Origin of the sequence: Pseudomonas sp. FGI182 (assembly GCF_000511325.1) — a bacterium.
GTDB lineage: Bacteria > Pseudomonadota > Gammaproteobacteria > Pseudomonadales > Pseudomonadaceae > Aquipseudomonas > Aquipseudomonas putida_Z.
The window spans coordinates 3,631,158-3,644,837 of the sequence record NZ_CP007012.1; the positions used below are offsets into that span (position 1 = coordinate 3,631,158).

12 protein-coding genes are annotated in these 13,680 nt (G+C 63.5%); 6 read left to right on the forward strand and 6 right to left on the reverse strand.

The annotated features are described in order from the left end of the window. Window positions 1-79 precede the first annotated feature (79 nt). Entirely contained in the window at window positions 80-1,504 is a 1,425-nt protein-coding gene (locus C163_RS16065; RefSeq protein WP_025339706.1) for a GGDEF domain-containing protein, read from the forward strand. A 1-nt stretch (window position 1,505) separates the two neighbouring features. Here C163_RS16065 and C163_RS16070 read toward each other — a convergent pair whose 3' ends face one another. After that, window positions 1,506-2,267, reverse strand: coding sequence for a TSUP family transporter (locus C163_RS16070; RefSeq protein WP_025339707.1), 762 nt, complete (start codon window positions 2,265-2,267; stop codon window positions 1,506-1,508). A 98-nt stretch (window positions 2,268-2,365) separates the two neighbouring features. Here C163_RS16070 and C163_RS16075 point away from each other — a divergent pair, with 98 nt between their 5' ends. Next, window positions 2,366-3,271 (forward strand): LysR family transcriptional regulator, encoded by a 906-nt coding sequence (locus C163_RS16075; RefSeq protein ID WP_025339708.1) that lies wholly within the window; start codon window positions 2,366-2,368, stop codon window positions 3,269-3,271. A 228-nt stretch (window positions 3,272-3,499) separates the two neighbouring features. Here C163_RS16075 and C163_RS27195 read toward each other — a convergent pair whose 3' ends face one another. Together C163_RS27195 and C163_RS16080 are read right to left on the reverse strand one after the other, a co-directional pair. Beyond that, window positions 3,500-3,694, reverse strand: coding sequence for a hypothetical protein (locus C163_RS27195; RefSeq protein WP_155951628.1), 195 nt, complete (start codon window positions 3,692-3,694; stop codon window positions 3,500-3,502). A 181-nt stretch (window positions 3,695-3,875) separates the two neighbouring features. Further along, window positions 3,876-4,229: an SH3 domain-containing protein gene (locus C163_RS16080; RefSeq protein WP_025339709.1), complete on the reverse strand. Its 354-nt coding sequence runs from the start codon at window positions 4,227-4,229 to the stop codon at window positions 3,876-3,878. A 207-nt stretch (window positions 4,230-4,436) separates the two neighbouring features. Here C163_RS16080 and C163_RS16085 point away from each other — a divergent pair, with 207 nt between their 5' ends. Both C163_RS16085 and C163_RS16090 read left to right on the forward strand, forming a co-directional pair. Then, window positions 4,437-5,480, forward strand: a complete 1,044-nt coding sequence (locus tag C163_RS16085; RefSeq protein WP_025339710.1) for an alpha/beta fold hydrolase — start codon at window positions 4,437-4,439, stop codon at window positions 5,478-5,480. Between the two features lie 294 nt (window positions 5,481-5,774). Beyond that, on the forward strand, window positions 5,775-5,960 hold the full coding sequence (locus C163_RS16090) for a hypothetical protein (RefSeq protein ID WP_025339711.1): 186 nt from the start codon (window positions 5,775-5,777) through the stop codon (window positions 5,958-5,960). A gap of 218 nt (window positions 5,961-6,178) precedes the next feature. Here C163_RS16090 and C163_RS16095 read toward each other — a convergent pair whose 3' ends face one another. From C163_RS16095 to C163_RS16105, 3 genes are all read right to left on the reverse strand, one after another. Beyond that, entirely contained in the window at window positions 6,179-6,619 is a 441-nt protein-coding gene (locus tag C163_RS16095) for a carboxymuconolactone decarboxylase family protein (protein ID WP_025339712.1), read from the reverse strand. 190 nt (window positions 6,620-6,809) lie between these two features. After that, complete coding sequence (locus C163_RS16100) at window positions 6,810-10,001, reverse strand: efflux RND transporter permease subunit (protein WP_025339713.1); 3,192 nt, start codon at window positions 9,999-10,001, stop codon at window positions 6,810-6,812. 21 nt (window positions 10,002-10,022) lie between these two features. Then, a complete protein-coding gene (locus C163_RS16105; protein WP_256220369.1) occupies window positions 10,023-11,093 on the reverse strand; it encodes an efflux RND transporter periplasmic adaptor subunit in 1,071 nt (356 codons plus the stop codon). 376 nt (window positions 11,094-11,469) lie between these two features. Between C163_RS16105 and C163_RS16110 the strand changes: the two genes are divergently transcribed. Both C163_RS16110 and C163_RS16115 read left to right on the forward strand, forming a co-directional pair. Then, complete coding sequence (locus C163_RS16110) at window positions 11,470-11,679, forward strand: co-regulatory protein PtrA N-terminal domain-containing protein (protein WP_025339715.1); 210 nt, start codon at window positions 11,470-11,472, stop codon at window positions 11,677-11,679. A gap of 510 nt (window positions 11,680-12,189) precedes the next feature. Continuing rightward, a complete protein-coding gene (locus tag C163_RS16115) occupies window positions 12,190-13,623 on the forward strand; it encodes a PLP-dependent aminotransferase family protein (protein WP_025339716.1) in 1,434 nt (477 codons plus the stop codon). Window positions 13,624-13,680: the final 57 nt, after the last annotated feature.

The following is a 13,680-nucleotide window of genomic DNA, read 5'->3' on the forward strand; positions in this document are numbered from 1 at the left end:
ATCAAGTCCCCTGACGAAACACACTTATGCGCAATTGCCCCAGGTGCTTCAAGCCGTTGTCCTGGATTTCGTTTCCGCTTTGCCGGTCGAGCCCATGGTTTTTCCAGCCCAATCGCGCTTGTTGCACTACGTCGTTCTACTCGGCCTGACCTTCGCCCTGACGCTGGGCGGCATCCTGGCCCGCCCGATCGAATCCCTGTCGCTGTTCTGGCCGGTCAATGCGGTATTGGCCGGTTTGCTGCTGCGCTACCCCCGCCAGGCCACGCTGACGGGCTTTGCCCTGATCTGGCTGGCCATGGTCGGCGCCGACCTGCTGTGTGGCAGCGCCTGGGTACCGGCCCTGTGGTTCAACCTGTGCAACCTGGGCGTGGTGGTCACACTCTGGCTGCTGCTCTCGCGCTTGCCGCGCCTGCACCGGCGCATGCGTACCCCCCACGGCGTGCTCAGCGTGTTCGGCGCCTGTGCCGCCGGGGCGATTGTGGCGGCCAGCATGGCGGCGGCAATGGCCGCGCCGTGGTTCGAACAGTCCTTGCGCGCCACTTGGCTGGCCTGGTTCAGTGAACAGTTCTCGACCAGCGTGCTGGTGCTGCCAGTGCTGCTGACGGCGCCCTCGGCGCGAGCCCTGGTGCGCGGTGGCGCCCAGGCCATCCGCCTGGCGCCGTTGTTGATGCTGCTGGCCTCGCTGGCGTCCAGCATTGCCTTCGGCGGCCCCGGGGCCATTGCCTTCCCGATTGCCGCGCTGCTGTGGTGCGCCTGGACTTATTCACCGTTCCTGGTCTCACTGCTGACACTCACCGCCGGCAGCACGCTGATCGTGGCGGTGGCGCAAAACCTCATGCATTTCAGCGTGCCGCAAAGCGAGCCCGGGGTAACCACGCTGATGTCAGCGCGCCTGGGCATCGCCATGCTGGTGCTCGGGCCGCTGGTGGTGGCCTGTGTCAGCCAGGCCAACCGCAGCCTGATGGCCCGCCTGGCGCATCAGGCCACCATCGACCACCTCACCGGCGTGCTCACCCGCAGCGCCTTCACCCGCCGCGCCAACGCGCTGCTGGAAAGCCGCCAGCAACACGCCCAGGCGCTGCCGCTGACCCTGATGATGCTGGATATCGACCACTTCAAGTCGATCAATGATGCCCACGGCCATGCGGTCGGTGACCAGGTGCTGCGCCAGTTCGCCGGCACCCTGCAGGACCAGCTGCACGATGGCGAACTGTTCGCCCGCCTGGGCGGCGAGGAATTTGTCGTGATCCTCCCAGGCCTGGCACCAGACCGGGCCAAGTTCACTGCCGAACGCCTGCGCCGCGCCGTGCAGGACCTGCATGTGGTGCAGGCCGACCAACACCTGCAAATTACCGTGAGTATCGGCCTGGCCGGTTGTGCCGCCGACATGCCGGCCCCCACCCTCGACGAACTGCTGGCGCGCGCCGACCAGGCGCTGTACCGAGCCAAGGCCCATGGCCGCAACCGCGTCGAGCAGGCCGAGCCGCAACGCCAGGTGATGTGAGCTAGCCGGCCAGCAAGTCCCACGTCAACTTGGCGATCAGCACGCACAACAGCACCAGGAACAGCCCGCGTACAAAGCCCGCGCCCTTGCGCACCGCCAGCCAGGTACCGGTCAGCGCACCGAGGATATTGCACGCCGCCATGGGCAAGGCGATGGCGTACAGCACGTTGCCCGATGGCACGAAGAACACCAGTGCCGCCAGGTTGGTGGCGATGTTCACCACCTTGGCCGACGCCGAGGCATGCAGGAAGTCCAAAGCGAAGAAGCGGATGAACAGGAAGATCAGGAAGCTGCCGGTGCCCGGCCCGAACAGGCCATCGTAAAAGCCGATCGCGCCACCGATCAGCACCGCCAGGCACTGCTCCTTGCGGCCGATCCTTGTGGGTTTGTGCAGCGTGCCGAAGTCCTTCTTGCAGAAGGTGTAGATGGCCATCAGCACGATCAGTACCAGCACCGCCGGGCGCATCACGCTGGGCGGCACCAGCGACACCGTGGCGGCACCGGCGAATGACATGACGAAGGCACTGAGCGCAGCCGGCACGATCAACCCCCAGTCCAGCGTCACCCTGCGGATGAACGAACGCGCAGCGAAGGCCGTGCCACACACCGACGCCAGCTTGTTGCTACCGAGCAATGCCGCCGGTTGCGCGGTGGGCAGCACGTTGAACAAGGCCGGGATCTGGATCAGCCCACCGCCACCCACGGCGGCGTCGATCAGCCCAGCGGCGAAGGCGAACACGGAAAGCACAGCGATATCCATCATGACGCGGTTCCAGGCAGTGAAGACGCCTGCAAGGCTAATCAAAGTGCCGCGCTTGTGTTGAAATGCCATATTGCAAAAACTGCAACGAGGAGCAGGCAATGGCATTGGACATGCTGCGGGAAATCCAGGCGTTCGTCAGCGTGGCGCACAAGCGCAGCTTCGTCGCCGCCGCACGCGCCCTGGGGCGCTCACCCAGCGCGGTCACCCGCGCGGTACAAACCCTGGAAGACAACGCCGGGAGCAAACTGCTCAACCGCAACGCCAATGCCGTGACCCTGACCGAAGCCGGGGAGCGCCTGCTGCCACACGCCGAACGCTTGCTGGATGTGCAACGTGATGCCGCCGACGAACTGGCCGCGCTCAGCGGCAGTGCACAAGGCTGGATCCGCTTCGCCGTGCCGCAGGTACTGGGCGAACATGTCCTGCCCCAGGTGCTTGCCGATTTTTCCCGCTGCCACCCCCAGGTAACCCTGGACGTGCAGTACAGCGACGGGGCCCTGGACCCGCTGCAAGGCAAGTTCGACTTCGTGGTGCGCGGTGCCTTTCCGCAGTCGAGCGAACTGATCGGCTACCCGCTGTGGGATTACCAGCGCCACCTGTATGCAAGCCCTGAATACCTGGCCCTGGCCGGCACGCCACAACAACCCGAGGACCTCGAAGGCCACGCGCTGATCCTGCACACTGCACCGCGCATCCTCAAGGCCTGGCACTTCTGCCGCGACGGCCAGATCACCAGCCTGCGCCCCAGGCCCAGGCTGCGCCTGGACTCAGGTGACGCGGTGTACCACAGCACCCTGGCCGGCGCCGGTATCGCCCGCCTGGCCGCCTGGGTCGGCGAAGCGCAGGTCAAGGCCGGGCGACTGGTGCGGGTATGCCCGCAGTACCGCCTGACCTCCAGCAACGGCCAGGACCCGCAGATGCATGCCGTGTACCCCGCCGGCGAGCTGCCGGCGCGGGTACGCGACCTGCTGGTTGCCCTGCGCCGCGCCGGCCTGGCCTACTGAAACAACGCCCTGAAACGGCTGTTCAAATTCTGCTCAATTTAACAGAGCCCGCCGCAGGCCTGGCTTGCAGCACTTTATCCACAGACCTACCCACGTTTTTTGTGGACAGTTTTCCCAGTGCAAAGAACGACTTATCGTACAAATCGGTAGGGTGAATCGGCCAACAATGAAGAGGAATGGGCCCGCCCGAAGGACAGGCAGGCCGCGAGGGGATATAGGTGGTTAACGTCAGCTTGGCGGAATGGTGCCAAGAATACCGATCAGAATGGTCAGCAGCAGAAAACCACCCAGGAATAGCGCGAGCTTGCCCATTGGAACCTCTACAAGTGTGATGCGGGAATGGGCATATTGTCGGGCTTGGGCTGATACCGTTACAGATTCAGGTTTATGGAAAAAAAGCGGATCAGATGCGAAGACTGGCACGCTCTCCAATTGAACCGGGTCACGTGTAGGAGCGGCCTTGTGTCGCGATGGGCTGCGCAGCAGTCCCCCCAAGGATCTCAATGTTCAAGCACAAATTACTGGGGCTGCTGCGCAGCCCATCGCGACACAAGGCCGCTCCTACACAAAGCCGTGCCCGGTTGCAGGCCGAGTTTGCGGCATATCAGGTCAGCTGCTGAAGCTTCTGCGCAGGCAACCAGCCGAACTCATCGCTGCCGTGGCGCCTGCACCAGACCCAGCCATTGAGCGGGCGCACCATCTGCACCAACTGCCCCGGGTCGGCATCCAGTTCATGCGCCGAGTAGTGGTCCAGCGCCCTGCCCTGGCACACGCTGAGCCGCTCGATCAATTGGGCCGGCACCCAGCCGGGCTCCTGGCCGGTGCAGGTGCACAGGTACCAGTCCTGCCAACCTGCCTCGCCCTCGTAGCGTGGGCCAATGTTCAGCAAGGTGCCCTTGGCGAAGCGGATGGGCCGCGGGTACTCACTGCGGTGAGGTTCAATCACAACGTAATGCATGGGCCTCTCCTTGGCCGGAAAACTTATCGATCGTAGCAGAAGCGGCAAAACCCGCTGCCAGCCGGTGTTTGTATCTTCATGTGTACAAATTGAGACCTGATACACAAGAACGTTTCCTGCGGGCCGAGCGGACACATCCGCGATACAGCCGTCATCTTTACTGGCACCCATCAACCCGCACCGATGGCTTCGCCAAGGAGATGCCCGATGTCTGCCCGCCACTCGACCACCGCCCTGCCACGCCGCTTCAGCCGTACGCTGCTCGCCTGTGCCCTGCTGCCACTTGGCCTGCTGGCGACCAACATGGCCACGGCTGCACCACAGCAGCCCCAGCCAGCCGCCGCAGCGGCGGATGACTTTGGCCCGCTGAAACACGTCAACGCTGGCGTGCTCGATGTGGCTTACGTAGAGCAAGGCCCGGCCGAGGGCCCGGTGGTGGTCCTGCTGCATGGCTGGCCGTATGACATTCACAGCTTCGAGCAAGTTGCACCCGCCTTGGCGGCAAAAGGCTACCGGGTGTTGGTGCCCTACGTACGTGGTTACGGGCAGACCCGCTTCCTGTCTGCGGCAACCCCACGCAATGCCCAGCCCTCGGCACTGGCCAGCGACGTGATCGCCTTCATGGATGCGCTGCATATCCAGCGTGCCGTGCTCGCCGGCTTCGACTGGGGCGCACGCACCGCCGATATTGTCTCGGCGCTGTGGCCAGAGCGGGTAAAGGCACTGGTATCGGTCAGCGGCTACCTGATCAGCAGCCAGGAAGCCGCCAAAGCCCCCCTGCCCCCCAGTGCCGAGTTGCAGTGGTGGTACCAGTACTACTTCGCCACCGCGCGCGGCCAGGCCGGCTATGAAAAGAACCGCCATGCCTTCGCCAAGCTGATCTGGCAAACCGCCTCGCCCAAGTGGGCCTTCGACGACGCCACCTTCGAGCGCAGCGCCAAGGCCCTGGACAACCCCGACCAGGTGGCGATCACCGTGCACAACTACCGCTGGCGGCTGGGGCTGGCCCAGGGCGAAACACGCTACGACCCGCTCGAGGCCAAACTGGCCAGCTTCCCCAGCATCGGCGTACCGACCATCACCCTGGAGGGCGACGCCAACGGCGCCCCGCACCCACCGGCCGAAGCCTATGCGCAGCGCTTTACCGGCAAGTACGAGTACCGGCTGATCAGCGGCGGCATCGGCCACAACCTGCCGCAGGAAGCGCCGCAGGCGTTCACCCAGGCGGTGGTGGATGCGGACCACCTGTAGCTTGCGGGTCGGCAATTGCTACATAAGGTTTCGAAAGGAACGGCAGGCCCTGGTTTGAGCCGCATCGAGGGCCTGCATTGTCGAAAACCGGTTGTGCCCAGCTACCGCGCGGTGTTGAGGCGAATTTGAAAGACACGATTTGAAATGCGGCTTGTAGGATCTTTTACCTCGCAATGTAGGAAGAATCGAAGCAGTGAGATTTGCCTGTATGAAACATCAGTTTCTCCAGCAAATTCGAGCTGCTACGGTCCAGTTTTCCTACAACGGCACGGAAGCCTACAGCGTGAGAAAAGCATGGATCCGTTCAATACCTCGGCCCTGAAGCTGCAGAAGAATTTGCTTAACCTACGCCTTGAGCGTGATCGCCTGAGAAGGGAGGGCAAGGACAAGGAAGCGGACGAACTCGCGGCACCGATCGCGCGGATGGAGGCAGCTATTCAAAAGCTGCCGGATGGCATGAAGCCGGTAACCCTGCAATAAAACCTGTGGGCGATCACCCTGCCCTTTGGGCTGCGCGTCGCGTAGAGAACTGGATTCGCAAGCGGTCCGCGTACCCTGGGGCTGCGTTGCAGCCCTTTCGCGACACAAGGCCGCTCCCAAAGGGGATCGCGCCAACTTTTAGAATTTGAGCAAGACAGTTGCTCCCACAGGGTCCCTGCCAATTCAATGAGTTACGGGCAGTTCTATTGTCGACGGCGTCAGGTGCAGGGTTTCTGCCTGAAGCCCACCGCCAGGCGATTCCAGCTGCTGATGACATTGATCGCCATGGTCAGGTCGACCCTTTCGGTTTCGCTGAAGTACGCTTCAAGCTGCTGGTAGACCTCGTCGGAAACCTCGCCGTCAGTCAGCGAGGTCAACGCCTCGGTCCAGGCCAGGGCCGCCTTTTCCCGGGGGGTGAAGAAGCCGCTGCTGCGCCAGACCACGATCGAGTACAGCCTGCGGTCGGTTTCCCCTAACCGTCTTGCGTCGATCGAGTGCATGTCGGTACAGAAGGCACAACCATTGAGCTGCGATGCGCGGATCTTGATCAGGTGCAGCAGTGGCTGCTCGATGGTCAAGTTACCGGTCATAGCTTCCAGTATGAGCATCGCCTTCATTGCCCCGGGGGACGCCGCGTAGTAATCGAGACGAGGCTCCATTGTAGGCTCCTGAGTATTTTTTCTGCTGACTGTAGGGTACGGTGCCGGGGCAGACCACCACCAATCCGCGGGAAAAACCGCAGACCAGTGCCGCCCCGGCGCCACCTGTGTCCAGCCGTCAGCACACAGCCAAGGCTTGCGGTGCGGCCAAGGTCAGGCGGCTATCGGCAGGTTTCAGGCTTTTCATGCGTCAACCCTCCACAGAAGCGGCGCGAGCGTCGCGCTGGGCAGCTGGCGCGCCGGCACCACGGGTAAAACGGACCGAGAACTGGCGCAGTAGCACGTAGAACAGCGGCGTGAGGAACAGGCCGAACAGGGTCACCCCGATCATCCCGGTGAACACGGCAATACCCATGGCATGACGCATCTCGGCGCCGGCACCGGTGGCCAGGATCAACGGCACCACGCCGGCGATGAAGGCGATCGAAGTCATCAGGATTGGCCGCAGGCGCAAGCGCGCGGCCTCGATTGCAGCCTGTCGGATCGAACGGCCCTGATGCTCAAGCTCATGGGCGAACTCGACAATGAGAATGGCGTTCTTGCACGCCAGCCCCACCAGCACCACAAAGCTGATCTGGGTGAACAGGTTGTTGTCGCCGCCGGTCATCCATACCCCCGCAATCGCCGAGAGGATGCCCATCGGCACAATCAGCAGCACAGCGATCGGCAACGTCAGGCTTTCGTACTGCGCAGCGAGGACGAAGAACACCAGCAGCATCGCCAGCGGCAGGATGATGACCAAGGTGTTGCCGGCAATCTTGTCCTGGTAGGTGATCTCGGTCCATTCGTAGCCGATACCGCGCGGCAGGGTCTGCGCGGCGATGCGCTCCACCGCCTGCAAGGCCTGACCGCTGCTGTAGCCGGCAGCTGGCGCACCGCTGACATCGGCCGAGGGGAAGCCGTTGTAGCGCATCGCCTGGTCGGGGCCATAGCGCTGCTCGATCTTCAGCACCGAAGCCAACGGCACCATCTGACCCTTGTCGTTGCGAGTCTTGAGCAGGGCGATATCTTCGGCATGGGCACGGAATTGCGCATCTGCCTGGACCTTGACCTGGAAGGTACGGCCGAAGGCGTTGAAGTCGTTCACGTACAACGAGCCCAGGTAGACCTGCAGCGCTTCGAACACCGACGGGATCGACAGGCCCAACTGCTGGGCACGGGTACGGTCGACATCGGCGTACAGCTGCGGCACGTTCATCTGAAAACTGGAGAACATGCCCGCCAGCTCCGGCGCCTTGCGGGCCTCGGCCATGAACGCCTGCAAAGCGTCGTTGAGCGCTGCGTTGCCCAAGGCCGCGCGGTCCTGCAGCTGCAGCTTGAAGCCGCCCACGCTACCCAGGCCCGATACCGGTGGCGGTGGGAACACCGCTGTGTAGGCACCCTTGATATCGGCGAACTTGGCATTGAGCTGCGCGGCGATGGCGTTGCCTGTCATGTCCGCGCCCTTGCGTTCGGCGAAGTCTTTGAGCACGAAGAATGCCACCCCCGAGTTCGGGCTGCTGACGAAACCGTTGATCGACCAGCCCGCATAGCCGGTCACCGCCTCCACTCCCGGCTGGGCCAGGGCGGTGGCGGTCATCTCGCGCAGCACCGCTTCGGTACGGTCCAGCGACGACGCGTCGGGCAGTTGCACGAAGCCCACCAGGTATTGCTTGTCCTGGGGCGGGACGAAGCCGGCCGGTACACGGTTGAACAGCAGCACCGCAGCCATCGCCAGCAGGCCGTATACCAGCAGCGCAGCGGTCTTGCGCTTGAGGATGCGCGAAACCCCAACGCCGTAGCGGTCAGAAGCGCGGCCGAAGAGGCGGTTGAAACGCACGAAGAACCCGCCGAACAGCTTGTCGAAAGCCCGTTGGAAGGCGTCCTTGGGTGCGTCGTGGCCCTTCAGCAATAGCGCCGCCAGCGCTGGCGACAGGGTCAGTGAGTTGAACGCCGAGATCACCGTGGAAATCGCGATGGTCAGGGCGAACTGCTTGAAGAACTGGCCCGACAGGCCACTGACGAAGGCCAGCGGCACGAATACCGCACACAGCGTGAGGGCGATCGCCACGATCGGCCCCGACACCTCGCGCATGGCCTGGTAGGTGGCTTCACGGGCGCTCAGCCCGAGGCCGATGTTGCGCTCGACGTTCTCCACCACCACGATCGCGTCGTCCACCACCACGCCGATCGCCAACACCAAACCGAACAGGCTCAGCGCGTTGATCGAGAAGCCCATCGCCAGCATCACCGCAAAGGTGCCCACCACCGAAACCGGCACGGCCAGCAGCGGGATGATCGAGGCGCGCCAGGTCTGCAGGAACACGATCACTACCACGACCACCAGCAGGATGGCCTCGAACAGAGTGTGGATCACCGCATCGATGGACGAACGCACGAACTCGGTCGGGTCGTACACCACCTGGTAGTCGACACCCTCGGGCATGGCCTGCTTGAGCTCGGCCATGCGCTGGCGAACATCCTTGGAAATCTGCAAGGCGTTGGAGCCGGGCAGCTGATAGATCAGGATCGCAGTGGCCTGCTTGTTGTTGACCAGCGTGCGCAGCGCATACTCGCCCGCTGCCAGTTCCACCCGAGCGACATCGCGCAGGCGAGTGACCAAGCCATCGGCAGACGTGCGCACGATCACATCGCGGAACTCCTCCTCGGTCTTCAGGCGCCCCTTGGCGTTGACCGAGATCTGGTAGTCCACGCCGGGCACCGATGGCGAGGCACCAATCACGCCGGCCGCGGCATCGACATTCTGCTCGCGCAGCGCCTGGACCACGTCGCCCGGCGACAGGTTGCGCGCAGCCAGCTTGCGCGGATCAAGCCAGATGCGCATGGCGTAATCGCCCGAGCCTGCCACCTGGACCTGGCCCATGCCGTTGATGCGAGCCAACTGGTCCTTGATGTTGAGCACTGCGTAGTTGCGCAGGTACTGCATGTCGTAGCGCTCGTTGGGCGAGCGCAGGTGCACCACCATGGTCAGGTCCGGCGAGCTCTTGATGGTGGTAACGCCCAGGCGCTGCACCGGTTCGGGCAGGCGTGGCAAAGCCTGGTTCACGCGGTTCTGCACCATTTGCTGGGCCAGGTCGGGGTTGGTACCCAGGCGGAAGGTCACGGTCAGGGTCAACTGGCCGTCCGGCGTGGCCTGGGAGTTCATGTAGAGCATGCCCTCCACGCCGTTGACCTGCTCCTCGATGGGGGTGGCCACGGTTTCAGCAATGGTCTGCGGGTGCGCGCCAGGGTACTGTGCCCTGACCACCACCGACGGCGGCGCCACATCCGGGTACTCGGACACCGGCAGGTTGAAGATGGCAATCAGCCCGGCGAGAAAGATGGTCGCCGACAGCACGCCGGCAAATATTGGACGGTCGATGAAGAAGCGGGAAATGTTCATGAACTTGTTCCTCGTGACGCGTCAGGACCGACCAGGCCGGGCCGGATCTTGAACGGCAACGGAGGCCTGGACGGGGTGCGGATCGACGCGGTCGTTGGGGTGGATCTTCTGCAGGCCCTGCACCACGATCCGCTCCCCGTTGGCCAGCCCGGCGCGTACTACACGCCAGCCGTCGACCACCGGGCCCAGTTGCACTTCGCGGTACTCCACGCGGTTGTCTGCCGACACCACGAACACGTATTTCCTGGCCTGGTCGGTGCCGACGGCCTGGTCATTGATCAGCAGCGCAGCGCGGGGAGCGCCGTCGCCGATGCGCACGCGGGCATACATGCCGGGCGTCAGCACACCGCTGGCGTTATCGAACACCGCACGCACGCGCAAGGTGCCCGAGTGCTGGTCGAGCTGGTTGTCCAGCGACTTGATGCGGCCGCTGTAGGGGTAGTCGGCCTCGCTGGCCAGGCCCATCAGCACCGGCAGCTCGGCGACCCCGGTGCTGCCTCGGGCGCCATTGCGCGCGTAACGGATGAAACTGGCCTCGTCGAGTTCGAAGTTCACATACACCGGCGAAACCGAGACGATACGGGTAAGCACGGGGGCCGTGGGGCCTGCGCCGACCAGGTTGCCGACTGTAAGTTCGGCGCGCGAAACCCGGCCCGCCACTGGCGCGATGACAGTGGTGTACTGCAGGTTCAACTGCGCCGCCTGTACGTCCGCCTGGGCTGCAGCCAGTGCCGCCTGCGCTTCAAGCTGCTCATTGACATGCTGGTCGTGCTCGCGCTGGGAGATCGCCCGGACCAGGATCAGCTTGCTCGCCCGCTCCAACTCGGTGCGCGCCAGGGACAGCCGCGCCACGGCGCTTTCCCGGGTGGCTTGGGCCTTGGCCAAGGCCGTCTGGTAGGGCCGCGGGTCGATGGTGAAGAGCGCGGCGCCCTTGGCGACCATCTGGCCCTCCTGGAAATGCACCGCGTCAATGGTGCCGGTGACCCGTGGCCGGATCTCGACGCTCTCGACGGCTTCGACGCGTCCGGAAAAGTCGTTCCATTCGATGATCGGTTTTTCGATAACGCTGGCGACATCGACCGGGGTCGTCACGGGCGTCGCCGGGGTCGCCGAGGTCGGGGGCGCCGCCGTCGGCGCCGGGCCAGCGAAGTAGTAGCCGGCGACGCCCAAGACAAGGAGCGTGCCGAGCCCAAGTGCTCGCCTGCCAATGTTTCTGGTCAGCGCTGAAGTATTCATCTTGGTTCTCGTCAAAGGGGCTGTTAGTGTGTTCCGGCCGCCACCTTATGAGCTTGTCAGGCTGTCAGGAACAGCCAATCACTGGTTAAAGCGATATACCAAATGGGTGATTCGCCCATGAATCTTGGTCATATGGTTTTTTCCGTAATTGGATATTCAGCAACCCCCTTCCGGTTTTTAACCTGTTGCCATGGCACACACTTTCCGTGTCCCTTTCAAAACAGGTGAACCCATGAAGAAGTTAATGACCGGCCTCGCCCTGATAGGTGCGATGATGAGCAGTGTCGCCTTCGCCGAAGGTGGCAGTGATCGCTTGGTGGAACGCATGCAAGCACGCGCCCAGGCGCAAGCCCAGGCCAAGGAATTGGCGCAGGAAAAGGCCCGCAAGGAAACCCGCGACACCGCCAAGTCCGAGGGCGGCAGCCAGTCCCGGGGCAGCTGAACTGCTCCTGTCGATGACACGCATAGCCCTTCGCGGGCAGTCGCAGCACCTAGGTGCGCTGCGATCTGCCCGCGAAGGGCTGCCTGCGTCACAGGGCTTTGACCGATAAAAAAAAGGCTCGCCACTGGGGCGAGCCTAAAATCAGACATTGCACTACGCGGCGCACGACACACCGGTTGACTGCAATCCAAGGGAGATGCGCGCGATACCGTCGAACGATAATGTTCAGTTAATCATTCAACACTAAGGTACCGAGCACCAGGCAACTGAATCGTGCAACGCGTGCCTCACTCGCTGCACTTCTCAATCACCCGCGACCACTGTATTGAACAGCCCGATAGCTGTCCAAGACCAATCCAGTCTTTTCTCGCAAGACCAATCGCCGCCCGCAGCAATTGCAAAGTGCAGGGGCAGCCAACACGTTCAGCGCCTTGAACTTGCCAGTTTTGCCCTTGGGCCTTGCCATATGCCACGGCGCGCATTTCTACCTTCCATAAAGAGCCTTGCACAATGGAACTTCATGTTGTCATCAATGGCCGCAAGGACCTCGCCGGCCAGTTGTACAAGCAACTGCGTGGCGCGATCGAGAGCGGTCGTTTGACAGCCGGCACCCAGCTACCACCCTCGCGACTGCTCGCAGAACAACTCGGCATTTCGCGTAAAACGATCTCCGATATCTATGCGCAGCTGACCTACGAAAACATCCTCATCGGCCGTGTCGGCAAGGGTACCTTCGTCAACGCCCGGCCCGTGGCGCAAGCCCGCCGCGCAACGGCCCCGGAGCTGGCCTGCGCCGAGCAGCTCGAGCATTGGCGCAACCTGCCGGCACCGATACCGACGCCGATCCGGGAGGGCACGCTGCGTTTCGAGTTCGTTGGCGGCGCGACCAGCAAGGGCTTGTTCCCCCAGGACGAGTGGCGCCGCTGCGTCCAGCACGCCATGCGCCAGATGCAACGCGACGGTGGGCTCTACTGCCATCCGGCAGGTTTGCCGGCGCTGCGCAGCGCCATAGCCCAGCACATATCGTTCTCACGCGGAGTGGTCTGCAAGGATGATGACGTGGTGGTGTGCAACGGCGCGCAACAGGCGCTGGACCTGATCGCCAGGGTCGTCCTGCAGCCGGGCAGCATCGTCGCAGTGGAGGACCCCGGCTATCCGCCGGCCAGGCTGCTGTTCGCCTCCCAGGGTGCAACCGTCGTCGGTATTCCGGTCGACGACGAGGGCATCAGAGTCGACCTCATTCCTGACCAGACACGGCTGATCTACGTCACCCCGGCGCACCAGTTCCCTCTTGGCATGCCTATGAGCAGCGCACGACGGCAGGCCTTGCTGGCGCGGGCCAGGGCGCTGGGCGCGGTGATCGTCGAGGACGACTACGACAGCGAGTTCCGCTACGAGGGACGCCCCACCGACTGCCTGCAGAGCATGGACGACAGCGGACTGGTGGCGTTCGTCGGCACCTTCTCCAAGACCACCTTCCCCGACCTGCGCCTGGGCTATGCAATTCTCCCGGAAGCGATCCTTTCGGCAGTGATCAAGGCCAAGCAGGTCACCGACTGGAACACGGCATCCCTGGGCCAGTGGGCGCTGGCCAAGTTCATCGCCGATGGCGAGCTGCTCAAGCATATTCGCCGCTGCCACGCGATCTATACCAGCCGTCGCGCACGCCTGCTTTACCGCCTGGGCAGTGACCTCGCCCCTTGGCTGCAGGCCGTCCCCAGCACGGCAGGGTCCCATGTTGGCGCATTGTTCAAGGTGCCCGTCGATACCCGCCTGCTCACCGAGCTTGCGCGCAAGGTCGAGGTCGGCATCTACCCGATCGACGACTACTACTACCAGGCGCCTGTGCGCCCGGGCCTGCTGCTGGGCTTCGGCACAATCGAAACGCTGGACATCGACCCGGCCCTGGACCGTGTGCTGGATATCCTGCGGCAGATCGCCTGAGTTGACCGCATGCAGGCCGGACATTGGTCTTGTGGTTTTCCCTTGCATTGGCTGTCG